Annotated in this window: 21 protein-coding genes, 1 tRNA gene and 1 riboswitch; of the genes, 14 read left to right on the top strand and 8 right to left on the bottom strand. The window is 59.5% G+C overall.

Going from position 1 to position 21,364, the window contains the following annotated elements:
- Position 1 precedes the first annotated feature (1 nt).
- Positions 2 to 394 carry a PRC-barrel domain-containing protein gene (locus V6R85_RS05530; protein ID WP_111833728.1) on the top strand — a complete coding sequence of 131 codons (393 nt, stop codon included), beginning with the start codon at positions 2 to 4 and terminating at the stop codon, positions 392 to 394.
- A 94-nt stretch (positions 395 to 488) separates the two neighbouring features.
- Here V6R85_RS05530 and V6R85_RS05525 read toward each other — a convergent pair whose 3' ends face one another.
- Both V6R85_RS05525 and V6R85_RS05520 read right to left on the bottom strand, forming a co-directional pair.
- Positions 489 to 731 (bottom strand): DUF982 domain-containing protein, encoded by a 243-nt coding sequence (locus V6R85_RS05525; RefSeq protein ID WP_003503584.1) that lies wholly within the window; start codon positions 729 to 731, stop codon positions 489 to 491.
- 317 nt (positions 732 to 1,048) lie between these two features.
- Complete coding sequence (locus tag V6R85_RS05520; protein ID WP_003503579.1) at positions 1,049 to 1,207, bottom strand: YqaE/Pmp3 family membrane protein; 159 nt, start codon at positions 1,205 to 1,207, stop codon at positions 1,049 to 1,051.
- Between the two features lie 324 nt (positions 1,208 to 1,531).
- Between V6R85_RS05520 and V6R85_RS05515 the strand changes: the two genes are divergently transcribed.
- Positions 1,532 to 1,720 carry a hypothetical protein gene (locus tag V6R85_RS05515; protein ID WP_162692525.1) on the top strand — a complete coding sequence of 63 codons (189 nt, stop codon included), beginning with the start codon at positions 1,532 to 1,534 and terminating at the stop codon, positions 1,718 to 1,720.
- 113 nt (positions 1,721 to 1,833) lie between these two features.
- Here V6R85_RS05515 and V6R85_RS05510 read toward each other — a convergent pair.
- Positions 1,834 to 1,909, bottom strand: a tRNA-Thr gene (locus V6R85_RS05510).
- A gap of 136 nt (positions 1,910 to 2,045) precedes the next feature.
- Entirely contained in the window at positions 2,046 to 3,008 is a 963-nt protein-coding gene (locus V6R85_RS05505) for an NAD(P)H-dependent flavin oxidoreductase (protein WP_003503575.1), read from the bottom strand.
- Between the two features lie 255 nt (positions 3,009 to 3,263).
- On the opposite strand from V6R85_RS05505, the gene V6R85_RS05500 reads away from it, so the two are divergent.
- Complete coding sequence (locus V6R85_RS05500; RefSeq protein ID WP_111833726.1) at positions 3,264 to 4,409, top strand: hypothetical protein; 1,146 nt, start codon at positions 3,264 to 3,266, stop codon at positions 4,407 to 4,409.
- Between the two features lie 52 nt (positions 4,410 to 4,461).
- On the opposite strand, the gene ppk2 is transcribed toward V6R85_RS05500, so the two are convergent.
- Positions 4,462 to 5,343, bottom strand: a complete 882-nt coding sequence (gene ppk2 / locus V6R85_RS05495; RefSeq protein ID WP_003503570.1) for a polyphosphate kinase 2 — start codon at positions 5,341 to 5,343, stop codon at positions 4,462 to 4,464.
- Positions 5,344 to 5,585: 242 nt separating this feature from the next.
- On the opposite strand from ppk2, the gene phoR reads away from it, so the two are divergent.
- The 7 genes from phoR to phoB all read left to right on the top strand — a co-directional run bounded on the left by phoR (position 5,586) and on the right by phoB (position 13,509).
- Positions 5,586 to 6,848 (top strand): phosphate regulon sensor histidine kinase PhoR, encoded by a 1,263-nt coding sequence (gene phoR / locus V6R85_RS05490; RefSeq protein ID WP_050816415.1) that lies wholly within the window; start codon positions 5,586 to 5,588, stop codon positions 6,846 to 6,848.
- Positions 6,849 to 7,043: 195 nt separating this feature from the next.
- Positions 7,044 to 8,078 carry a substrate-binding domain-containing protein gene (locus V6R85_RS05485; protein ID WP_060722859.1) on the top strand — a complete coding sequence of 345 codons (1,035 nt, stop codon included), beginning with the start codon at positions 7,044 to 7,046 and terminating at the stop codon, positions 8,076 to 8,078.
- Positions 8,079 to 8,339: 261 nt separating this feature from the next.
- Positions 8,340 to 9,824: a phosphate ABC transporter permease subunit PstC gene (gene pstC, locus V6R85_RS05480; RefSeq protein WP_111833725.1), complete on the top strand. Its 1,485-nt coding sequence runs from the start codon at positions 8,340 to 8,342 to the stop codon at positions 9,822 to 9,824.
- Positions 9,821 to 11,143, top strand: coding sequence for a phosphate ABC transporter permease PstA (gene pstA / locus V6R85_RS05475; RefSeq protein WP_003503558.1), 1,323 nt, complete (start codon positions 9,821 to 9,823; stop codon positions 11,141 to 11,143). Before pstC ends, pstA begins: the two co-directional genes overlap by 4 nt.
- A gap of 14 nt (positions 11,144 to 11,157) precedes the next feature.
- A complete protein-coding gene (gene pstB, locus V6R85_RS05470; RefSeq protein WP_003503557.1) occupies positions 11,158 to 11,973 on the top strand; it encodes a phosphate ABC transporter ATP-binding protein PstB in 816 nt (271 codons plus the stop codon).
- Between the two features lie 96 nt (positions 11,974 to 12,069).
- A complete protein-coding gene (phoU, locus tag V6R85_RS05465; RefSeq protein ID WP_003503555.1) occupies positions 12,070 to 12,795 on the top strand; it encodes a phosphate signaling complex protein PhoU in 726 nt (241 codons plus the stop codon).
- Between the two features lie 30 nt (positions 12,796 to 12,825).
- Positions 12,826 to 13,509, top strand: a complete 684-nt coding sequence (phoB, locus tag V6R85_RS05460) for a phosphate regulon transcriptional regulator PhoB (RefSeq protein ID WP_003493692.1) — start codon at positions 12,826 to 12,828, stop codon at positions 13,507 to 13,509.
- A 314-nt stretch (positions 13,510 to 13,823) separates the two neighbouring features.
- Here the strand turns inward: phoB and V6R85_RS05455 are convergent, their stop codons facing one another.
- On the bottom strand, positions 13,824 to 14,357 hold the full coding sequence (locus tag V6R85_RS05455) for a GcrA family cell cycle regulator (RefSeq protein WP_003503553.1): 534 nt from the start codon (positions 14,355 to 14,357) through the stop codon (positions 13,824 to 13,826).
- Positions 14,358 to 14,788: 431 nt separating this feature from the next.
- On the opposite strand from V6R85_RS05455, the gene V6R85_RS05450 reads away from it, so the two are divergent.
- The 3 genes from V6R85_RS05450 (at position 14,789) to V6R85_RS05440 (ending at position 18,192) form a co-directional block, all read left to right on the top strand.
- Positions 14,789 to 15,988 (top strand): aspartate aminotransferase family protein, encoded by a 1,200-nt coding sequence (locus V6R85_RS05450; protein WP_003503552.1) that lies wholly within the window; start codon positions 14,789 to 14,791, stop codon positions 15,986 to 15,988.
- Between the two features lie 56 nt (positions 15,989 to 16,044).
- Complete coding sequence (argF, locus tag V6R85_RS05445) at positions 16,045 to 16,962, top strand: ornithine carbamoyltransferase (RefSeq protein ID WP_003503550.1); 918 nt, start codon at positions 16,045 to 16,047, stop codon at positions 16,960 to 16,962.
- A gap of 240 nt (positions 16,963 to 17,202) precedes the next feature.
- A complete protein-coding gene (locus V6R85_RS05440; protein WP_003503547.1) occupies positions 17,203 to 18,192 on the top strand; it encodes an Hsp33 family molecular chaperone in 990 nt (329 codons plus the stop codon).
- A 53-nt stretch (positions 18,193 to 18,245) separates the two neighbouring features.
- On the opposite strand, the gene apaG is transcribed toward V6R85_RS05440, so the two are convergent.
- On the bottom strand, positions 18,246 to 18,638 hold the full coding sequence (apaG, locus tag V6R85_RS05435; protein WP_003503545.1) for a Co2+/Mg2+ efflux protein ApaG: 393 nt from the start codon (positions 18,636 to 18,638) through the stop codon (positions 18,246 to 18,248).
- A 233-nt stretch (positions 18,639 to 18,871) separates the two neighbouring features.
- Positions 18,872 to 20,056, bottom strand: a complete 1,185-nt coding sequence (locus V6R85_RS05430) for an O-succinylhomoserine sulfhydrylase (protein ID WP_003503544.1) — start codon at positions 20,054 to 20,056, stop codon at positions 18,872 to 18,874.
- Between the two features lie 43 nt (positions 20,057 to 20,099).
- Positions 20,100 to 20,178: riboswitch (SAM riboswitch) on the bottom strand.
- Positions 20,179 to 20,251: 73 nt separating this feature from the next.
- Between V6R85_RS05430 and V6R85_RS05425 the strand changes: the two genes are divergently transcribed.
- Positions 20,252 to 21,349 carry a 2'-deoxycytidine 5'-triphosphate deaminase gene (locus tag V6R85_RS05425; RefSeq protein ID WP_111833817.1) on the top strand — a complete coding sequence of 366 codons (1,098 nt, stop codon included), beginning with the start codon at positions 20,252 to 20,254 and terminating at the stop codon, positions 21,347 to 21,349.
- The last annotated feature ends 15 nt before the right edge of the window (positions 21,350 to 21,364 follow it).

Below are 21,364 nucleotides of genomic sequence, written 5' to 3'. Positions count from 1 at the left end.
CATGATGCATCAGGAACCCCGCGCCGGACAGGACCCCTATGTCAAGGATACGCCGAGCCTGATCGCCAGCGACAAGGTGGAAGGCGCCCGCGTTTATGGTGCTGATGGCAAGCATATCGGCTCGATCCAGCGCATCATTCTGGAAAAACGCGGCGGCCGCGTCGCCTATGCGGTATTGAGCTTCGGTGGCTTTCTCGGAATCGGCGACGACTATTACCCACTGCCCTGGGAAAAGCTGCATTATGACGAAGAACTCGACGGCTACCGTATCGATCTTACCAAGGAAGAGATCGAAAACGCGCCGCACTTCGCCAATCTGGATGATAACGACCTGCTGAACGCCAAGGACCGCAAGGTCTATGACTATTACGGCGTCGCTCCGTATTGGATGTAAAATCTGCTAAAAGGCGCTTCCGGCTGTTCTATCTCCGGAAGTGTCGCACATAAAGGAACGGCTCCTTTTCAGGAGCCGTTTTTCGTTTGGCGCGTCAATGCGTGTTGTTCTGCATCTCGGAAACCGCATCGGTAAAGCACTTGCGTGCCTCTTCGGGCGATTTGCGCCCGTCAAGAGCGGCGCGGCAGGCGCTTCTCGCTCTTACGAAGCTCAACCCCCCGATTTTGGGCCAGCCTTCGGTCAACAATGTCAGTGCTTCGAAGGGGCCGGCGATGACACTCTTGCCATTCGCCTCAAGATTGACCTCTACAGGTTCTGTCCATCTCTCGTTCTTCATCGTGCACCTCCCAGAGCAACGCGATCCCGAAATACACCCGACAGCGAAGCAACCCATGAACGCAGTCGTGTGTCACTGCTGCTTAGGATATGCGCAAGCGATCGAATTGACAACGGGGATCAGCGGAAGCCGAAAAACGACAGGATCGCCAGAACGATGACGACGAGGCCGACGATGTAGATGATCTGGTTCATGATTTTCTCCTTGGCTGGTGTCATCACCATAACGTGAGGAAGAAGACGAGGTTCCAGCAGCCAATGAGAATTTAATCACGTACTAAAGTGTTGCGAACACCCCATCGTCGATAAAAGGCTATGTCACCTGCGCAGGATTACCCAGATGGCGTGAATGATGCCGGGAACATAGCCGCAGAGTGTCAGGAGAATGTTGATCCAGAAATGCAGGCCGAGCCCGACCTGAAGAAAGACGCCGACGGGCGGGAGGATGATGGCGATCAGGATACGGATGACGTCCACAGTGGGTGCTTTCAAGTTAACCAAGACTAGGCAATCAACGTAAGTGGAGCCCGGTTGGTTTCAACGTCCTATTGATGACGAATACTTTCCTTCATCTGGCAACCGGAAGCCGCCAATTCTGAGGGATCCACTCCCGCGTGATGCATTAGGCGAGCGGGCTCAGCACCATTCAGCCCTCGTTCATGCGTGCCGCATCACTCTTGACTCACGGAACCGAGGACACAGACAGACGTTGAAGTCCGTCATTGGGAGATGAGATCATGAAAATTCTAACCGCAGCAATCTGCTTCCTATCGGTTGGCATCCTGAGCGGATGCGTTGACGATGGCGGTTACCGCACAGGCGGGTATTACTCGTCCGGCGTCTATTATCGATCTTATGATCGAGACAGATATTACCGGGATTACGACCGCCGGAACTGGCGACAACACAGAGAGTGGCGGGATCGCAGGGATTGGCGCGGTGACTATCGTCACCGCCCGCGCCCACCGTCTTACGGTCAATATGGTGTGATTGTTCGTTAACGGCGGCGTTCTTATCGCGCCGGTCTGCGCGGCCCGCCATGGGGCGATTTCCGACAGCGCGTCTATTTATATAATCGGCTGGGCAATCTTGAATGCGAAAAATGGTGCCGCTTACGTGACTCGAACACGTGACCCCGTCATTACGAATGACGTGCTCTACCAACTGAGCTAAAGCGGCCCGATTGTGACCCGTTTGTTGCGGATCAGCTTCATGGCGGGCTGATACAGGCAATGCTGACGGATTTCAAGCCTTGAATGTACCGGTTTTGAAATTTCCGCAAAAAGCTTTGCCTGTCCGTTGTTTGGCGGTGGCGTCAGCCTTTCCCGCAGATGCGGTTTTTGGCCGTTTCATATTCATTTGCCAGACGATCGACGAGTGCTGCCACGGGTTCCACCGTTTTCACGGCGCCGATGCCTTGCCCAGCGCCCCAGATGTCCTTCCAGGCCTTTGCGCCACCGGTGGCAGTTTCAAAGTCCATCTTCGAGGGGTCGGCTTCGGGCAGATTGTCGGGGTCCATGCCGGAGGCGACGATCGAGCTTTTCAGGTAGTTTCCGTGCACGCCCGTGAAATAGTTCGAATAAACGATATCCTTGGCCTGGGCTTCCACAATCGCCTGCTTGTAACCTTCGGAAGCGCGCGCTTCCTGAGTGGCGATGAAGGGGGTGCCGATATAGGCCATGTCAGCACCCATGGCCTGCGCGGCGAGAATGGAGCCGCCATTGGCGATGGCGCCGGCCAACAGCAGCGGGCCGTCGAACCACTCGCGGATTTCCTGAACGAGGGCGAAGGGCGAAAGTGTGCCCGCATGTCCGCCGGCACCCGCCGCGACCGCAATCAGCCCATCCGCACCCTTGCGGATGGCGGAGCGGGCATGACGGTCGTTGATGACGTCATGCAGCACGATGCCGCCATAGGAATGCACGGCTGCATTGACCTCGGGCACCGCGCCAAGCGAGGAAATCACCACCGGCACCTTGTATTTCACGCAAAGGCCGAGATCATGCTCCAGCCGGCGATTGGACATGTGCACGATCTGGTTGACCGCGAAGGGTGCGGCCGGGCGCTCGGGATTGGCACGGTTGTGCGCGTCGAGTTCCTCGGTGATCATCGCCAGCCACTCGTCGAGCTGGCTTTCGGGTCGCGCGTTGAGCGCCGGGAAAGCGCCGATGACGCCGGCCTTGCATTGCGCCAGCGTCAGTTGCGGATGTGAAATAATGAATAGCGGTGATGCTATGACCGGAAGACGCAGATTGTCTTTCAGCACGGACGGTAGCATGTCTCCTCCCACGAATTACGTTTACGCGCACGTAACTCAATATCGCGTTCAGGAGCGGATTGAAAGCGAAAACAGCGTGGCATTTGCATCTCGAATCTGCGTTCGTAGCGCCACAATGGATCGATTTTCCTGAAAGCAATCCGGTCTTTATCATAAACGAAGCTTGCGGAGGGGCGGTATAGCCGTTACCGAATCGTGAACCAATGGCGCAGCGCCGCATATTTTTTGCAAAGCGTAATAGAACAAGGATCGGTCGTGAGCGGACTGGAAACGGCAATCAGAAATGCTCTGGAAAAATCGGACAGATCGAACGCCGAAGTTCGTGCACGGATTTACCAATCGTCCCGTCAGGCACTGGAAGCAGGGCTGCGCAAGCAGGGCATAGACGATCCACAGGTCGTCGCCCAGCAGCGGCAGCGGCTTGAAGGCCTGATCCACCAGATCGAGAATGAAGAGCGCAACAGTCTTCTGGACAGGGTGGAGCAGCAATTGCGCCCACCAGCACCGGAAAGTCCGGCGCAGGATGATCACGCGGTCGATCCCGTTTCGCAGACGCCTCACCACGGCGATTTGGGTGTTGAGCCGGAACTGCGCGGTGAAACGCGCGATGTGCAGCCGGGTGCTGCCGTTGCTCCGGCGCCGCTGAATGCGGGGCAGCGCAATGGAAAGCCGCCGAAGAGAGGCTCCCGCGCCAGCGACTCCTCGCTTGCTTTCCGTCCGGAGGGCGCGGTTGGCCGCCGCAAGCGCCGGGGGCTTTTTGCCCGGCTTTTTATCTATGTGACGCTTCTGGCTTTTATCGGTTTCGGCGCCTGGTGGGTTTATTCCTCCGGTCTCCTGCTCTCGCCGGAGCAACGTGATACCAGCGTACCCAATCCGCCGGCGCAGGTGCAGGCGGAGGATTTCAACGGGACGGAGCCTGCGCCGAGCCTTTCCGCCGGCCGGGGTTTTTCCGATGACTGGGTTGAGGTCTTCAATGCGGAGCGTGGCAGTTCGGGCGTTTCGGCCGGCCAGCGCGCCAATGTCGAAAACATCGCCACACCCGCCGGCAAGGCTATAAAGATAACCTCGAGAAGTGTGGCGCAGGATGGCGCCGTCAGCGTCGAGGTTCCGGTGGAGGTGATGCGGGATATGGCGGGCAAGTCCTCGACCATTTCGATCACGCTGCAATCCTCCAGCGACCGGCAGACCCAGGTTTCCGTTGCCTGCGATTTCGCCACATTGGGCGATTGCTCCCGCCACCGCTTCACCGCCACGGCCGAGCGCGCGGACATGCTGCTGAACACGACATTCGAACGATCTCTCGCCCCCAATGCGCCGGGGAAGATCTTCATCAACAGCGATATCGACGGCAGCGGCCGCCCGGTTAATCTTTATTCCGTGCGCATTCTGCCGGGCCAGTAACGGAAAAACGACAGGCGCCTCGAGTGGCGGCGCCTGTCATCGTCTTCCGGTCTCATTTGAGAAAATCCGGTCCTGATCCCAATATCTTGTCGTCGATTTCGCCGATCGCCTTCTCGTCTTTACCCTCATAGTCGAGCGTAAGAAGAATGTGACGGATGAGGTTCACCCGCGTGCGGCGCTTGTCGTTGGCGCGCACCACGGTCCAGGGGGCGGCATCGGTGTGGGTCTTTTCCAGCATCTCGTCGCGCTTTTGCGTATAGTCGTCCCATTTCGTCAGCGCGGCTATGTCCATATCCGAAAGCTTCCAGCACTTCAGCGGGCTGTGGCGGCGATCATGGAAGCGCTCGATCTGCGTTTCGCGACCGATGTCGAGCCAGAATTTGAAAAGATTGATGTCTTCATGGGCCAACATCTTTTCCAGACGCGGCGTTTCCTTGAGGAAGAGCTTGTGTTCTTCCGGCGTGCAGAAACCCATGACCGGCTCGACCCCGGCGCGGTTATACCATGAGCGGTCGAAGAGAACGAATTCGCCGGCGGTCGGAAAATGCGAGATGTAGCGCTGGAAATACCATTGGCCGCGCTCGGTTTCCGTGGGTTTGGTCAACGCAACCACGCGGGCATAGCGGGGGTTGAGATAGGCCCGGGCCGCGAAGATCGCACCGCCCTTACCCGCGGCGTCGCGGCCTTCGAAAACCGCCATGACCCTTTTGCCGGTCGCCTGCAGCCAGAACTGAACCTTGACCAGTTCCACCTGCAGCGCCTCGAGAGCGGTGTCGTAGTCCTCCCGCTTCATCTTCTTGTCGTAGGGAAAATTGCCGGCGGAAAGTTTCTTTTCCTCAACCCATTCAGGAAGAACCGGATTGTCGATGTCGAAGCTGCGCAGTTTGCCGCCAATGGTGATCTCGACCGTCCGCTTCTTCGTTTCTTCGCCCATGGGTTCCTCCAGATGTTGTTGTGTAAAGGCAACTCGCCGCCAATGAGTTCACATCCATTGCCAGAATTCAAGTGAAACAGGACCGGTTGACCGGGATGCGGCGGCGGGAGCGATTGCCGCGTCGATTTTGCGCATATACGTTGTGGAAAATGCGCGATGATGAATCTCTGTCATGAAGCTGGCCTATGAGATTTCGATGCGCTGTCAGATGAGAATGGAAAGAGCAGGCTGAAATGGCAGTCATGAAAGGCGATGGTGGATTAAGGCTTTTGGGAAGGAAGCTCGGCCGGAACTGGTTGCCTGTCCTCATCGTCAGCATGCTCGCAATCGTGGCCGTTGCGGAACTCCATACACCCTATATGCCCGCCGCCCTTTGGCTTTGCGCCGTCATTGCCATTCTGGCCGTTGCGGAGGGCCCGGCGGCCGCCTCCGCAAAGGACGGAGTTGCGGCGGCGGAGACGGATGAGCCGGAAGTGCCCGGCGAAAACGTCATTTCGGGCGTAAGGGCGGGCCTCGCGGTTCTGGATACCCCCGTTTTCATTCTCGACAAGAATGCCAGCGTGCTCTTTCAGAACGGTGCGGCCGAACGCGCCTTCGGCCAGCTGCTTGCCGGTGCACATATTTCCGCCCGGCTGCGCTCTCCCGGCCTGCTGGATGTCATTCGCGAAACCATCACCACCGGCCAACCCAACCAGGTCGAACATTCGGAGCGCTTTCCTTCCGAACGGGTCTTTATCGTCCGCATCGCCCGTGCGGATGTGGGAGAGGGGGCCAGTCCGCCGTTCTACATCCTGTCGTTCCGCGACGTTTCGGAGCTTCGTCGCATCGACCGCATGCGTAGCGACTTCGTCGCCAATGCGAGCCATGAATTGCGCACCCCGCTCGCCTCGCTCCGCGGTTTCATCGAAACCATGCAGGGGCCGGCGCGCAACGACCCGAAGGCACAAGAGCGTTTCCTTGCCATCATGCTGGATCAGGCAACCCGCATGAGCAGGCTGGTGGACGATCTCATGTCCCTTTCGCGGCTGGAACTGCGCGCAAACATCGCGCCCGACCAGAAAGTCAATCTCGTTCCCGTCATCGGCCATGTGCGCGATACGCTGCTGCCCCTTGCCGACGAGCTTGATGTAACCATCACGCTGCACCTGCCGGACCGGCCGGCGGAAGTGCAGGGGGATCGCGACGAGCTGGTGCAGGTGTTCCAGAACCTAGTTGAAAATGCTTGCAAATACGGCCAGGAAGGCAAGGTCGTGGATGTCTGGCTGCGCGCCGAACCCGGCAAGCCGGTGGAGGTGAGTGTCATCGACAAGGGGCCGGGCATTCCCGCCGAACATGTGCCGCGCCTGACGGAGCGTTTTTATCGTGTCAGCGTCGCCGACAGCCGCTCGAAAAAGGGCACGGGCCTCGGGCTTGCCATCGTCAAGCACATCCTCACCCGCCACCGCGCCCGCCTCATCATTAAATCGGAATTGGGCAGCGGCACGGACTTCACCGTGAGATTCTGACATAAAATATGCATCTGCTTTTAACGTCGTGAATATTTATAAATTAAATCAGTAATTTAGACTGTCACAAATCTTTCGTCAAAGTGACATAAAAGGATGTGGCTACGGTGGTTAAGAAAAGGTCGCCGAGCGCAAGCTAAGAGCGAGTGTCGCTATCGGCTGCGTCCACAACAAAGCCCACGACGGGAGAGACAAATGAACATCGTTAAATTTTCCGCAGCAGCTCTGGTGGCTTCTGTCGCCTTCGCTGGCGCCGCCGCTGCTCGCGACCAGATCCAGGTTGCCGGTTCCTCCACGGTTCTGCCCTACGCCAAGATCGTTGCCGAGACTTTTGCCGAAACCTTCCCGAACTTCAAGGCTCCGGTTGTTGAGTCCGGCGGCACGGGCGGTGGTCTGAAGGCATTCTGCTCGGGCGTGGGCGAAGGCACCATCGACATTGCAAACGCTTCGCGCAAGATCAAGAGCGACGAACTGGCTGCCTGTAAGGCTGCTGGCGTCACCGACGTTCAGGAAGTGAAGATCGGTTACGACGGTATCGTCTTTGCGATGGACTCTTCCAACAAGGACATCAAGCTCGAGCCGAAGGATCTTTACCTCGCGCTCGCTGCTGAAGTCGTCAAGGACGGCAAGCTCGTTGCCAACCCCTACAAGAAGTGGTCGGAAATCAACAAGGAACTGCCTGACGTAGCGATCGCCGCTTACATCCCGGGTTCCAAGCACGGCACGCGCGAAGTCTTCGAAGAGAAGATCATGGCTGACGGCTGCAAGGAAGCCAAGGCGACCGACGTCATCAAGACGCTCATCACCGACGCCAAGCAGGCTGCTGCAAAGTGCGTTGCAGTCCGTAAGGACGGCGCAGCTGTCGACATCGACGGCGACTACACCGAAACGCTCGCTCGTATCGATGCCAACAAGACCGGCCTTGGCGTTTTCGGCCTGGCTTTCTATGAAAACAACGCTGACCGTCTGAAGGTCGCGACCGTTTCGGGCGTCGTTCCGTCCACCGAAACCGTTGCCAGCGGCAAGTACCCGGTTTCCCGCCCGCTGTTCTTCTACGTGAAGAAGGCTCACCTGGGCGTTATCCCGGGCCTTAAGGAATATGTCGAGTTCTTCGTTTCCGACGAGATGATCGGCCCGGATTCCCCGCTCGCCAACTACGGCCTGGTTGCCGCCCCGGACGCAGAGCGCGAAGAAATCCGCTCGAAGTTCTCGGCCGGTTCCACGATGTAATAGAAAGAGGGGTGCGGCTCTGCCGTGCCCCTCATTCCACTTCGCTGAGGCCGTTATCCGCGGTTGACAGTTCCTACTCATCGCCATCCACATGATTGTCGATGGATTACAGATGGATAGGATGTATCAACCTTGACGCTTGCCAGACGATGATACAGTCAGGCGGCAGGCATCATGGGATGGTCCAGCGGTCTCGTTTTGATGACTTTTTGATTTGCCCGATATCGCACCGTGCTCTTGAGGCACGCCGAGGGAACTCTAATGAACACATCGATCCTTTTGCTGATACTGGCGCTCATCGGCATCGGCAGCTATCTGCTCGGCAGCCGCCGCGCCGTTGCCCTGTCTGGTGGTCGCCCCTCCAGCATGCATTCCCGTGCCGGTTATCACGGCTCTTACGCGGTCGTCTGGGCTGTTTTGCCCGCGGCGTTCATTCTCTGTGCCTGGCTCGTTATCAGCCCCCTGTTCGTCACATCGGCGGTGCGCGGTAATTTCCCCGAGGACGTGCGGGCGCTATCCGAAGCGCAGCAGAGCCTGACCTATGGTATGGTGACCTCCATCGCCCGCGGTCTTCAGCGGCTGACGCCGGAAGAAACCGCTCAGGTTGAGGCCGATACGGCTGCGGTCCGGCCTCTTCTGGCATCGAAGGGTGTGGCGATCGCCGGTGATCCCGAGCGCTTCATGGTTGATGCCGCCCAGACGCTCAACGGCATGACCTCCACCAGCCGCATCGCGATGATTGCCGTCGTGCTGCTAGCCGCGCTCGGCGGGGGCGCCTATGCGCTGCGTGCGATCGCGCCGCGCTTCCGGGCGCGCAACCAGGTCGAGAAGGTCATTCTTGCGGCCCTGCTCGTCGCCTCGTCCATCGCTATCCTCACGACCATCGGTATCGTCCTGTCGATGCTGACGGAGGCGATCCAGTTCTTCACCATGGTCCCGGCGCACCAGTTCTTCTTCGGAACGGTATGGGATCCGCGTTTTGCGGCAGCCGGTGCGACCGACTCCTCCGGCCAGTTCGGCCTGATCCCGCTGCTCGCAGGTACGCTTTACATCGGCTTCGTCGCCATGCTGGTCGCGGTTCCCGTGGGTCTGTTTTCGGCGATATACATGTCCGAATATGCCTCGCCGCGTCTGCGCTCCGTGGCAAAGCCGCTGCTCGAAGTGCTCGCCGGCATCCCCACCATCGTCTACGGCTTCTTCGCGCTGACGACGGTTGGTCCTTTCCTCAGAGACATTTCCACGCAGATCAATGGTCTCGCGACGGGTAATTACGCCAACTTCATCCAGGCGCAGAGCGTCATCACCGCCGGCTTCGTCATGGGCATCATGCTGATCCCCTATGTCTCGTCGCTGTCGGACGATATCATCACCGCCGTGCCACGCTCGCTGCGTGACGGTTCCCTCGGTCTCGGCGCCACGCGGTCCGAAACCATCAAGAGGGTCATCGTTCCCGCCGCTCTTCCCGGCATCGTCGGCGCTGTGCTGATGACGGCATCGCGCGCCATCGGCGAAACCATGATCGTGGTTCTCGCGGCCGGCGTTGCGGCCCGCCTGCAGCTCAATCCATTCGAGCCCATGACCACCGTGACGGTCAAGATCGTCAGCCAGCTGACCGGCGACCTTGAATTCACCTCGCCGCAGACGCTGGTCGCCTTTGCGCTCGGCATCACGCTTTTCGCCATCACGCTTTGCCTGAATATCTACGCGCTTTACATCGTGCGCAAATACCGGGAGCAATATGAATGACCGACATCGTCTCTCCCGCAGCCGGCGCGAACGCCGCGAACAGGGCCACGCGCCGTGATATCGGCATCAAGCGCCGTTATGCCGCCGAACGCCGCTTCCGTGCTTACGGCATGGCAGCGATTTCCTTCGGCCTCATCTTTCTCTTCCTGCTGCTTTTCTCGGTGGTTTCCAAGGGTTACACCGCCTTCCAGCAGACGATGATCACCGTTCCGGTCGAGTTTTCCGAACAGATCATCGATCCGAAAAATGAGCGCGCCACCAATCCGGCGAAGCTGATGACGGCCAATTATCCCGTTGTTGCCCGTGACGCGGTCGCCAAGGTCCTTGGTGTTGCGCCGACGGACCGCGCCGGTCTTCGTGCCGTCAACCTCTTGATCTCCGACAGCGTGCGCACGCAGCTTCGCGACATCGTCGTCGCCGATCCCGCCGTCATCGGCACCACGCGCACGGTCACGCTCCTGGCCTCGGGCGACGTCGACAGCGCCTTCAAGGGCCAGGTCGATATGACCGCCGATGAAGCCAATCGCCGTATCTCGAACCAGCAGCTCGGCTGGATGAACCAGCTCGCCGAAAGCGGCCAGCTCGGCAAACATTTCAACACCGGCATTTTCGTCAACGGCGCTTCGAGCCGTCCGGAAGCGGCGGGTGTCGGCGTGGCGCTGATCGGTTCCTTCTACATGATGCTGATCGTGCTGGTGCTGTCATTGCCGATCGGCGTCGCGGCGTCGATCTATCTCGAGGAATTCGCCCCGAAGAACCGTCTGACGGATCTTATCGAGGTGAATATCAACAATCTCGCGGCTGTTCCTTCGATCGTTTACGGTCTGCTCGGCCTCTCCGTCTTCATCAACTTCATGGGCTTTCCGCGCTCGGCTTCGCTGGTCGGCGGTCTTGTCCTGACGCTGATGACCCTGCCGACGATCATCATCGCGACCCGCGCTGCCCTGAAAGCCGTGCCGCCGTCTATCCGCGCCGCAGCCCTCGGCCTCGGCGCTTCCAAGATGCAGACGATCTTCCACCATGTGCTGCCGCTCGCCATGCCCGGCATTCTGACCGGCACCATCATCGGTCTCGCCCACGCGCTGGGCGAAACGGCGCCGCTGCTCCTGATCGGCATGGTGGCATTCGTTGCGAATTACCCGACAACGCCTATGGATCCGTCCACGGCCCTGCCGGTGCAGATTTACATGTGGGCGAACGAAGCCGAGCGCGCCTTTGTCGAAAGGACATCCGGCGCTATCATCATCCTGCTTTTGTTCCTCATCGTCATGAATGTTGGCGCAATCCTGTTGCGTCGCCGCTTCGAGCGGCGCTGGTAGAGGGAGATTGAGCAATGAACATGTTGTCGGAAGCAGCAGTTGAAAAGGCGCTGGACAAGAAAATGAATGAAGTCTCATACAAGATGATCGGCAAGGACGTTTCGGTTTATTACGGCGAAAAGCGCGCGCTTTACGACGTGAACCTCAACGTTCGGGAAAATACGGTGACCGCGCTTATCGGCCCGTCCGGCTGCGGTAAATCCACCTTCCTGCGCACCCTGAACCGTATGAACGACACGATCGACGGTTGCCGGGTCACCGGCAAGATCACGCTCGATACCGACGATATCTACGATCAGGCGATCGACGTCGTGGAATTGCGCGCCCGCGTCGGCATGGTGTTCCAGAAGCCGAACCCCTTCCCGAAGTCGATCTACGAGAACATCGCCTATGGCCCGCGTATCCACGGCCTTGCCCGCAACAAGGCGGATATGGACCAGATCGTCGAGCACAGCCTGCAGAAGGCGGGTCTCTGGAACGAAGTGAAGGATCGCCTGCTGGAGTCCGGCACCGGCCTTTCCGGCGGTCAGCAGCAGCGCCTGTGCATCGCGCGCGCGGTTGCCGTCAGCCCGGAAGTGATCCTGATGGACGAGCCCTGCTCGGCGCTGGACCCGATCGCGACCGCAAAGGTCGAGGAATTGATCCACGAGCTGCGTACCAATTACACGATCGTCATCGTCACGCACTCCATGCAGCAGGCGGCGCGTGTTTCCCAGCGCACTGCCATGTTCCACCTTGGTCATCTTGTCGAAGAAAACGAAACCGACAAGATGTTCACCAATCCGGACGACCAGCGCACGCAGGACTACATCATGGGCCGCTTCGGCTGATCCCGGCCGGCGCTTTATCGAAACCGAACAAGACTGGTGCCTCTGCCGTGCCCGCTTCCGGGTACGCGCATGCAGGCCAAGCCGGAGGACTAGACCATGACACAGACAACGACCCATTCGCATATCCTGTCGGCCTATGACGACGAACTGAAATTCCTGACGCGCCGCATCGCCGAAATGGGCGGTCTCGCGGAACAGATGTGCGCCGATGCCGTGCGTGCGCTCGTCAATTCCGACGCCGCGCTCGCTCAGAAGGTCATTTCCGATGACGCGATCCTCGATCATTCCGAGCGCGAGATCGGCGACAAGGCCATCGTCACCATCGCCAGACGCCAGCCGATGGCGGCCGACCTTCGCGAGATCATCGGCACGCTGCGTATTGCCGGCGACCTTGAACGCGTTGGCGACCTTGGCAAGAACACTGCCAAGCGTGTGATCGCGGTTGCCGGAACCGGTGTACCGCGCAAGCTCGCCCGCGGCATAGAGCACCTGTCGGAGCTTGCGCTGGTGCAGCTCAAGGAAGTCCTCGACGTCTATTCCACGCGTTCCGCCGAGAAGGCCAATGCCATCCGCGAGCGCGATGAGGAAATCGACGCCATGTATACGTCGCTCTTCCGTGAGCTTCTGACCTACATGATGGAAGATCCGCGCAACATCACCACCTGCACGCATCTTCTGTTCTGCGCCAAGAACATCGAGCGTATCGGCGACCACGCCACCAATATCGCCGAGACGATCTATTACATGACCACCGGCAGCCAGCCGGAAGGTGAGCGTCCGAAGGACGACAGTTCCAACACGCTCGGTTCGGTGACCGAGTAACAGACGAGCAGCGGCTTGCGGAGTTAGCATATGGTGCCCAAGATTGCAGTTGTGGAAGACGAGGAAGCGCTGAGCGTCCTCCTTCGTTACAATCTCGAGGCTGAGGGATATGACGTCGACACGATACCCCGTGGAGACGAAGCAGAAATCAGGCTGCAGGAACGTATTCCGGACCTTCTTATCCTGGATTGGATGCTTCCCGGCGTTTCCGGTATAGAACTGTGCCGTCGGCTCAGAATGCGGCCGGAAACAGAACGCCTGCCCATCATCATGCTGACGGCGCGCGGCGAAGAAAGCGAACGGGTTCGCGGCCTTGCCACCGGCGCCGACGACTATGTCGTCAAGCCGTTTTCGACGCCAGAACTCATGGCCCGGGTCAAGGCCATGCTGCGCCGGGCCCGTCCCGAGGTTCTCTCCTCGGTGCTGAAATGCGGTGATATCGAGCTGGATCGCGAGACCCATCGCGTTCACCGCAAGAGCCGCGAAGTGCGCCTCGGCCCGACGGAGTTCCGCCTGCTGGAATTCCTGATGACCTCTCCAGGCCGGGTTTTCTCCCGCTCGCAATTGCTGGATGGCGTGTGGGGTCACGATATCTATGTGGATGAGCGCACCGTCGACGTGCATGTCGGACGCCTGCGCAAAGCGCTCAATTTTTCGCATATGCAGGATGTCATCCGTACCGTGCGCGGCGCCGGATATTCGATGGAAGCCTGAGCAAGACTCGACCGACGAGTTACACTCGGGGCAACATCCCGCCAAAAACCGAAAGGCCCGAAACCGGAATGGTGTCGGGCCTTTCGGTTTTTGGACGTCCCCAAACACGACGGCTTCATCCTTCTTGATGGGATGACGGACAATTGGCTGAAATCCCGCCCGCTCAATCGGGATTGTGGGTCGGGTTCGACAGCGATGGGGGATAGGGTTCGGCGCTTCGCTGGTGAGTTGACCCCGGAACCGCCTGAACTTTGTCATAAAAAAACGGGCCCGAAGGCCCGTAGTTTTTGAGTGTCGAATGCGTGCCGCAACACTCAAGCCTTGCGGCGCTCGCTTACCGGCTGATAGGCGAGTTTCGCATGGAACTTGCAATAGGGCGAAGATTCCAGCGCTTCACAACCGCAGAAATGGAAATCATCCTTCAGCGGATCGCCGACCGGCCACTTGCAGGTGCGCTCCGTCAGTTCCGTCAGCGTCAGGCGACGGGAAATCGGCGAGACCACGTTTTTGGAAGGAACGTAATCAAGAACCTGTGCGGTCTCGATGTCGATCTCCTCATTCAGCGCGGTTGCCGCGTTGGAACGGGTGAGGATCCGCGCCGGCGCCGCATTGACGCGGCCTGCAAAGGTCGTCGCGCGTGGGGCAGGTGCAGCGGTGCGCTTGGGCGCAGAGCGCGCCGAAGTGACCGGGCCGCCAGCCTTGACGCGTCCCGGCAGATTGAGGCGATGGACCTTGCCGATCACGGCATTACGGCTGACGCCGCCGAGCTGCGCTGCAATCTGGCTGGCGCTAAGGCCCTCGGACCATAATTTCTTGAGTTTCTCGACTCGTTCGTCTGTCCAGTTCATGCCGCTTCTCCGCTCGTCGCGTATAATGTCGGCAGAATCCTTCTCCGTCTCGCGGGCGTGCCGCGAGCGTGGTTTCTGCCGGATTTTTGGTGACTAGTTCCGCCGCAATGCAGTCTAGTAATTAGCGATTAACCTAGTGCCACGCAGACTCCGTGGCAAGAGTCACGGGAATCATCTCGAATCGATTTTCCGGTTTTCCCCAACTTGCTGGCGAGTTGAGTCTGAAAGGCAACACCTTGGGCCTCGCAGGCCGCCACCTACTAGGGCTTGAGAAGCCCGGGAAATACGGACTTTTGTTGACATCGGCAGGCGAAGTGACAATAGTGCCCCTGCCGCCGCGAGGCGGCATTTTTGATTTTCAGGCGAGGGATAACCCTCAGAGCCTATTGACAACCGTCTGACAGCGCATCCGCGCAAGGAGTGATACAGCCATGGCCGAAGCCGCCGCGCCATTGTTCGATACGTTTGCAAGAGCCCCCCTGCGCTTCGAGCGAGGCGAGGGCGTCTGGCTGTTCACGGAGAGCGGCGAACGATATCTGGATTTTGCGGCCGGCGTAGCGGTCAATTCGCTGGGCCACGCCCATCCGCACCTCGTGGAAGCGATCAAGACCCAGGCCGAGAAGGTCTGGCACGTCTCGAACCTTTATGAAGTGCCGGGCCAGGAAAAGCTCGCCAAGCGCCTGACGGAAGCGACCTTCGCAGACAAGGTCTTCTTCACCAATTCCGGTGCGGAAGCGCTGGAATGCGCGATCAAGACCGCGCGCCGTTATCATTATTCCAAGGGGCATCCGGAAAAGTTCCGGATCATCACCTTCGAAGGCGCCTTTCATGGGCGTACGCTGGCGACGATCGCCGCCGGCGGCCAGCAGAAATATCTCGAAGGTTTCGGTCCCAAGGTCGAAGGTTTCGACCAGGTGCCCTTCGGTGACGTTGATGCGCTGAAAGCCGCCATCACGGCCGAGACGGCTGCACTTCTGATCGAGCCCATTCAGGGCGAGGGCGGCATCCGTGCGCCCAGCAAGGAATTCCTGCAGCTGCTGCGGTCGCTCTGCGATGAGCATGGCATGCTGCTGATTTTCGATGAGGTCCAGACCGGCGTCGGCCGCACGGGCAAGCTGTTTGCCTATGAGCAGACGGGTGTCGCGCCCGATATCATGGCGGTGGCCAAGGGTATCGGCGGCGGTTTCCCGCTCGGCGCATGCCTTGCGACGGCGGATGCCGCTTCCGGCATGACGGCGGGCGTGCACGGCACCACCTATGGCGGCAACCCGCTGGCCATGGCTGTGGGCAATGCCGTGCTCGATGTCGTCCTCTCCGAGGGCTTTCTGGAGAAGGTCCGTGATGTCGCGCTGGTCTTCCGCCAGGGCCTTGCTTCGCTGAAGGATCGTTATCCTGATGTCATCGAGGAAATTCGCGGCGAAGGCCTGCTTCTCGGCATCAAGGCGAAGGTCCCGTCGGGCGAACTGCTGCAGGCCATGCGCGGCGAGCATCTGCTCGGCGTGCCCGCGGGCGACAACGTCATCCGTCTCCTGCCGCCGCTCGTTACCACGGCGGAAGAAGCCCGTGAGGGGCTGGCACGCGTGGAAGCGGCCGCCGCTTCCCTGACAGCGAAACAGGCAAAAATCGCCTGAGGAAACAATAAAGGGCGGGCCTCTTCCCGGAGGCTCGCGAGCATGGGACGTTTGAAATGGCTTCACCTAAACATTTTCTTGACCTGTCGGCCGTCAGCTCGCAGGACCTGCGGGCAATTCTCGACGATGCCCGCGCGCGCAAGGCCGCAACCAAGGCCGGAACGGCGGAAAAGCCGCTTGCCGGCAAGATGCTGGCAATGATCTTCGAAAAGCCCTCCACCCGCACCCGCGTCTCCTTTGATGTCGGCATGCGCCAGCTTGGTGGCGAGACGCTTTTCCTCTCCGGTACTGAAATGCAGCTCGGTCGTGCCGAAACGATCGGCGATACGGCCAAGGTGCTGTCGCGTTATGTCGACGCCATCATGATCCGCACGACGGATCATTCGCGCCTGCTGGAGCTTGCCGAGCACGCAACCGTGCCAGTTATAAACGCCCTGACTGACGACACGCATCCCTGCCAGATCATGGCTGACATCATGACCTTCGAGGAACATCGCGGCCCGGTCAAAGGCAAGACCATTGCCTGGACGGGTGACGGCAACAACGTCCTGCATTCCTTCGTGGAAGGCTCGGCCCGCTTCGGTTACCGCATGACAATGGCGGTGCCGATGGGTTCCGAACCCCATGACAAGTTCCTGAACTGGGCCCGCAACAATGGCGGCGAGATCATGTTGTGCCACGATGCCGACAAGGCCGTGGCCGGGGCCGATTGCGTCGTCACCGATACCTGGGTTTCCATGAACCAGGAACACAAGGCGCGCGGCCACAACATCTTCCAGCCCTATCAAGTCAACGAAGCCCTGATGGCCAAGGCGGAAAAAGACGCGCTGTTCATGCATTGCCTGCCGGCCCATCGCGGTGAAGAAGTGACGGATGCCGTGATCGACGGTCCGCAATCGGTGGTCTTCGACGAGGCGGAAAACCGCCTCCACGCGCAGAAGTCCATCATTGCCTGGTGCATGGGCGCCATCTGAGCAATTCCCCCGGCCTGACACGCGTCACGCCGGGTGCTTGAACTTGCCCGCATAGATTACCATCTGTGGGACTTCGAAGAGGCTCGTCGGTTCTGCTGGCGGGCCATCATCACGATTTGCACGTTTTTCCCCGGAAGCGGTTTCTCTTCCCGGGTCTCTGTGCGACAAGCGGAAAAAGCACATTTTAAAAGCCGGACTTTTGGACGGTAGCGGCGCCACGGCTGCGCCAAGGAGTATGACATGGCAGATGTAACGGTTGAACTGGACGATCTCGATTTTGCTGGCGACGACAAGGTTGTGCCCTTTCAGGTCGAAGGTCTGGATGTGCGCGGCCGCGCCGTACAGGTTGGGCCGCTGCTGAATGCCATTCTCGAGCGGCACGATTATCCTGCCGCGGTCGCCCGCCTGCTGGCGGAAGCGACTGTTCTGACGGCGCTGATCGGCACGTCGCTCAAGTTTTCCGGCAAGCTGACCCTCCAGACCAAGGGCGACGGCCCGGTTGACCTGCTGGTCGCGGATTTTACCGCGCCTGAAAGCATGCGCGCTTACGCCCGTTTCGACGAGGAGCGGCTGGCGGCGGCGATCGCGGAAGGCGCAACCTCGCCGGAGCAATTGCTCGGCACCGGCATTCTGGCCTTCACGATCGATCAGGGCGTGGGCATGCAGCCTTATCAGGGCATCGTGCCGCTCGATGGCTCATCGCTGGAAGACATTGCCGGGGTTTATTTCCGTCAGTCGGAACAGCTGCCCACCCGCGTGCGGCTGGGCGTTGCCGAGTTCTTCGACCGTGATGGCGAAGGCAAGCCGCGTCATGGCTGGCGTGCGGGCGGCGTTATCGCGCAGTTCCTGCCGCAGGCGCCCGAGCGGCTGCGCATGCGCGACCTGCATGGCGGCGACGGCGATGAAAGCGGTCACGAGGTGCAGGAGGATGATGCCTGGATGGAAGCCGTCACGCTGTTGAACACGGTGGATACCGACGAGCTGACCGATCCGCAGGTGCCGGTGGAACGCCTGCTCTTCAGGCTTTTCCATGAGAGCGGCGTGCGCATCTATGATGCGCAGGCGGTTTTCGACCGTTGCAGCTGCTCGCGGGACAAGATCAAGGGTGTGCTGTCAGGCTTCACCGCCGAAGAGATCAAGGCGAGCGAGGAAGACGGCGCCATTGCCGTGACCTGCGAGTTCTGCTCCACCACCTATCGCTACGATGTCAGCGAATTTGAAAATGCCTGAATAGAGAGCCGTGCCCCACAAAGGGTGCGGCTTTTTCATTGCCGGGCGAGTGGTTAGTTCAGAACCCGCATCAGGCCCGGTGAATCCAGCGAAAAGGCGGGTATGGTGACGTTGAACACCTCGCCATTTTCCGTTTCCATTTCATAGTGGCCGAACATCAGGCCCGAAGGTGTGTCCAGCGGGCAACCGGAGGAATATTCGTAGCTGTCGCCGGGTTTAAGATGTGGCTTCTCACCCACGACGCCAGGCCCATAGACCTCATCGACCTGTCCGTTCTGATCGGTGATGTGCCAATAGCGATTGACGAGGGTAACCGGAATATCGGAGTTGTTCGCGATCACGACTTTGTAGCCCCAGACGTAACGATCGTCATCCGGGTCGGATTGTTCCTCGAGATAATACGGGTCGACCGTTACCTCGATATCCCTTGTCAGAGCACGATACATACGCGCCACACCTCGATATTATGCCTGCCGCCACATCCTACACTATAGGTTCTGGCTATCGTCAAGAAAATGAATGACTTGACGGGCAGGGGGCATCTCCTGTTGCGCTGCTTTCCACCGTTAGGGATAACGGGAAAGGTAAATATTGGTTGCCTGATAGGGTCTTTTCGGACCGCACCGGCGAACCATGGCCCGACACGCGGTCAGGCCATGGCGATTTGCTGATTGAATTTTCAGGCCGAAACGGCCGCCAGACCCTTCGCCAGATCTTCCAGCAGATCGTCGGTATCCTCGATGCCGCAGGAAAGGCGCAGGGTGCCGCCGGAAATACCGAGTTCAGCACGCGCCTCGTCGGAGAGGTTCTTGTGCGTCGTCGTGCCGGGATGGGTGATAAGGCTCTTGGCGTCGCCGAGATTGTTGGAAATCTTCACGATTTCCAACGCGTTCTGCAGCTTGAAGGCCGCTTCCTTGCCACCCTTCAGTTCGAAGGCCACCAGCGTCGAACCGCCGGACATCTGCCGTGCGATGATGTCGGCCTGCGGATGGTCGGCGCGGCCGGGATAGATGACCTTGGCGACCTTGCCGTTATCGGCGAGAAAATCGGCGATTTTGCCGGCATTGGCCGTCTGCTGTTTCACACGCAGCGGCAGGGTCTCGATGCCTTTCAGTAGCGTCCAGGCATTGAACGGCGACATGGCCGGGCCGGTATGGCGGAAATAATCCTGCAGCTCTTCTTCGATCCACTTCTTGTCGGAAAGGATCACGCCACCGAGGCAGCGGCCCTGACCGTCAATATGTTTGGTGGCCGAATAAACAACGATATGGGCGCCGAGTTCGAGCGGCTTCTGGAAAAGCGGCGTCGCAAAGACGTTGTCGACCACCACCTTGGCGCCGATCTGGTTGGCGAGCTTTGCCACGCCGGCAATATCCACCACTTCGAGCGTCGGATTGGTCGGGCTTTCGAGGAAGAACAGTTTGGTGTTGGGCTGGATCGCCTTTTCCCAATTGCCGAGATCGCGACCGTCGATCAGCGTGCATTCGATGCCGTATTTCGGCGCGAGCGTTTCGACCACCCAGCGGCAGGAGCCGAAAAGGGCGCGGGCAGCAACGATATGGTCGCCGGCGCGCAGCTGGCACATGATGGCGGCGGTGACGGCGGCCATGCCCGACGCAAGTGCGCGGGCGTCTTCAGCGCCTTCCAGCAGGCACATGCGCTTTTCGAACATGTCGTTGGTAGGGCTCGCATAACGGGCGTAGATGAACCCGTCCGTTTCACCCTTGAAGCGCGCTTCGGCTGCTTCGGAGTTTTCGTATACGAAACCCTGGGTCAGATAGATCGCTTCCGACGTTTCACCGTAAGGGGAGCGTAGCGTACCGCCGTGAACGAGCTGGGTTGCCGGGCGCCATTTATTGCTCATGTGATCACCTTCAAAACAAAAAAACCGGCCGCAAAAGCAGACCGGTTCCTAGCACCCGGTCTTTTTAGCCACTTGTTTAACGTGGCTGCAAGCCGACCGGCCAAATCACCACGGGATAAGCTTGCCATACTGCCGTTACCGGCTTGCGTCAATGCTTTCCTTTTGGTTTTGTCGCCGTAAAAAGGAATGATGACCATGACGAGAACCACGGGCATTTTGGCGGATGGCGCGATCAAGGCGCTGTTTGCAGGCGGCAAGCTGAAGAGCGAGGCCGATCTCGATGCTGATCAGGTGCAGCCCGCCAGCCTTGATCTCAGGCTCGGCTCGAAGGCCTATCGCGTGCGCGCCAGTTTCATGCCCGGCCCCGGAACCCACGTCCTCGACAAGCTCAATCGTCTCAGTCTGCACGAGATCGACCTCACCCAGGGCGCGGTGCTGGAAACCGGTTGCGTTTATATCGTTCCCTTGATGGAAAGCCTTGCGTTGCCGGCGGACATGTCTGCCTCGGCCAATCCGAAAAGCTCGACCGGCCGTCTCGATATCTTCACCCGCGTGATGACCGATAATGCGCAGGAATTCGACAAGATACCGGCCGGTTATGCCGGCCCGCTTTATCTGGAAATCAGCCCGCGCACATTCCCCATCGTGGTGCGCCGGGGCTCACGCCTGTCGCAGATCCGCTTCCGCATTGGCCATTCGCTGCTCAACGAAAGTGAACTGCTGAAGCTGCACGAGACGGAAATGCTGGTCGCAAGCGACACGCCCAACGTGACCGGCGGCGGCATCGCGCTTTCGATCGACCTCAAGGGTTTCGGTGAAAACGGGCTGATCGGTTATCGCGGCAAACATCACACGGCGGTGGTGGATGTCGACAAGAAGGCCCAGCACGACGTTCTCGATTTCTGGGAACCGCTCTACGCACGCGGCCGCGCCGAATTGATCCTCGACCCGGATGAATTCTATATTCTCGTCTCACGCGAAGCTGTCCACGTTCCGCCGCTTTACGCGGCTGAAATGACGCCCTTCGACCCGTTGGTGGGCGAGTTCCGTGTGCATTACGCCGGCTTCTTCGATCCGGGCTTCGGCCATGCCGAGGCCGGCGGCACGGGCAGCCGCGCCGTGCTCGAAGTGCGCAGCCACGAAGTGCCCTTCATTCTGGAACACGGGCAGATCGTTGGCCGGCTTGTTTACGAGCATATGCTGGAAAAACCGGAAGGCCTCTATGGCAGCGGCCTCGGCTCCAACTATCAGGCGCAGGGACTGAAGCTCTCCAAGCATTTTCGCGCGGAATAACGAACCCGGCGGGTG

Source organism: Agrobacterium sp. CCNWLW32 (assembly GCF_037083425.1).
GTDB lineage: Bacteria > Pseudomonadota > Alphaproteobacteria > Rhizobiales > Rhizobiaceae > Agrobacterium > Agrobacterium radiobacter.
This window is presented reverse-complemented; position numbering and strand designations above follow the sequence as displayed.

Excerpts from the sequence above, each read along its gene's own strand:
- V6R85_RS05455 (WP_003503553.1), bottom strand. The coding sequence starts at position 14,357 with ATGAACTGGACAGACGAACGAGTCGAGAAACTCAAGAAATTATGGTCC.
- V6R85_RS05505 (WP_003503575.1), bottom strand. The coding sequence starts at position 3,008 with ATGCTACCGTCCGTGCTGAAAGACAATCTGCGTCTTCCGGTCATAGCA.
- pstC (WP_111833725.1), top strand. The coding sequence starts at position 8,340 with ATGAACACATCGATCCTTTTGCTGATACTGGCGCTCATCGGCATCGGC.
- V6R85_RS05440 (WP_003503547.1), top strand. The coding sequence starts at position 17,203 with ATGGCAGATGTAACGGTTGAACTGGACGATCTCGATTTTGCTGGCGAC.
- V6R85_RS05485 (WP_060722859.1), top strand. The coding sequence starts at position 7,044 with ATGAACATCGTTAAATTTTCCGCAGCAGCTCTGGTGGCTTCTGTCGCC.
- phoR (WP_050816415.1), top strand. The coding sequence starts at position 5,586 with ATGAAAGGCGATGGTGGATTAAGGCTTTTGGGAAGGAAGCTCGGCCGG.
- phoB (WP_003493692.1), top strand. The coding sequence starts at position 12,826 with ATGGTGCCCAAGATTGCAGTTGTGGAAGACGAGGAAGCGCTGAGCGTC.
- argF (WP_003503550.1), top strand. The coding sequence starts at position 16,045 with ATGGCTTCACCTAAACATTTTCTTGACCTGTCGGCCGTCAGCTCGCAG.
- apaG (WP_003503545.1), bottom strand. The coding sequence starts at position 18,638 with ATGTATCGTGCTCTGACAAGGGATATCGAGGTAACGGTCGACCCGTAT.
- phoU (WP_003503555.1), top strand. The coding sequence starts at position 12,070 with ATGACACAGACAACGACCCATTCGCATATCCTGTCGGCCTATGACGAC.
- pstA (WP_003503558.1), top strand. The coding sequence starts at position 9,821 with ATGACCGACATCGTCTCTCCCGCAGCCGGCGCGAACGCCGCGAACAGG.
- V6R85_RS05430 (WP_003503544.1), bottom strand. The coding sequence starts at position 20,056 with ATGAGCAATAAATGGCGCCCGGCAACCCAGCTCGTTCACGGCGGTACG.
- V6R85_RS05515 (WP_162692525.1), top strand. The coding sequence starts at position 1,532 with ATGGCGGTTACCGCACAGGCGGGTATTACTCGTCCGGCGTCTATTATC.
- V6R85_RS05450 (WP_003503552.1), top strand. The coding sequence starts at position 14,789 with ATGGCCGAAGCCGCCGCGCCATTGTTCGATACGTTTGCAAGAGCCCCC.
- V6R85_RS05425 (WP_111833817.1), top strand. The coding sequence starts at position 20,252 with ATGACGAGAACCACGGGCATTTTGGCGGATGGCGCGATCAAGGCGCTG.
- ppk2 (WP_003503570.1), bottom strand. The coding sequence starts at position 5,343 with ATGGGCGAAGAAACGAAGAAGCGGACGGTCGAGATCACCATTGGCGGC.
- pstB (WP_003503557.1), top strand. The coding sequence starts at position 11,158 with ATGAACATGTTGTCGGAAGCAGCAGTTGAAAAGGCGCTGGACAAGAAA.
- V6R85_RS05530 (WP_111833728.1), top strand. The coding sequence starts at position 2 with ATGATGCATCAGGAACCCCGCGCCGGACAGGACCCCTATGTCAAGGAT.
- V6R85_RS05525 (WP_003503584.1), bottom strand. The coding sequence starts at position 731 with ATGAAGAACGAGAGATGGACAGAACCTGTAGAGGTCAATCTTGAGGCG.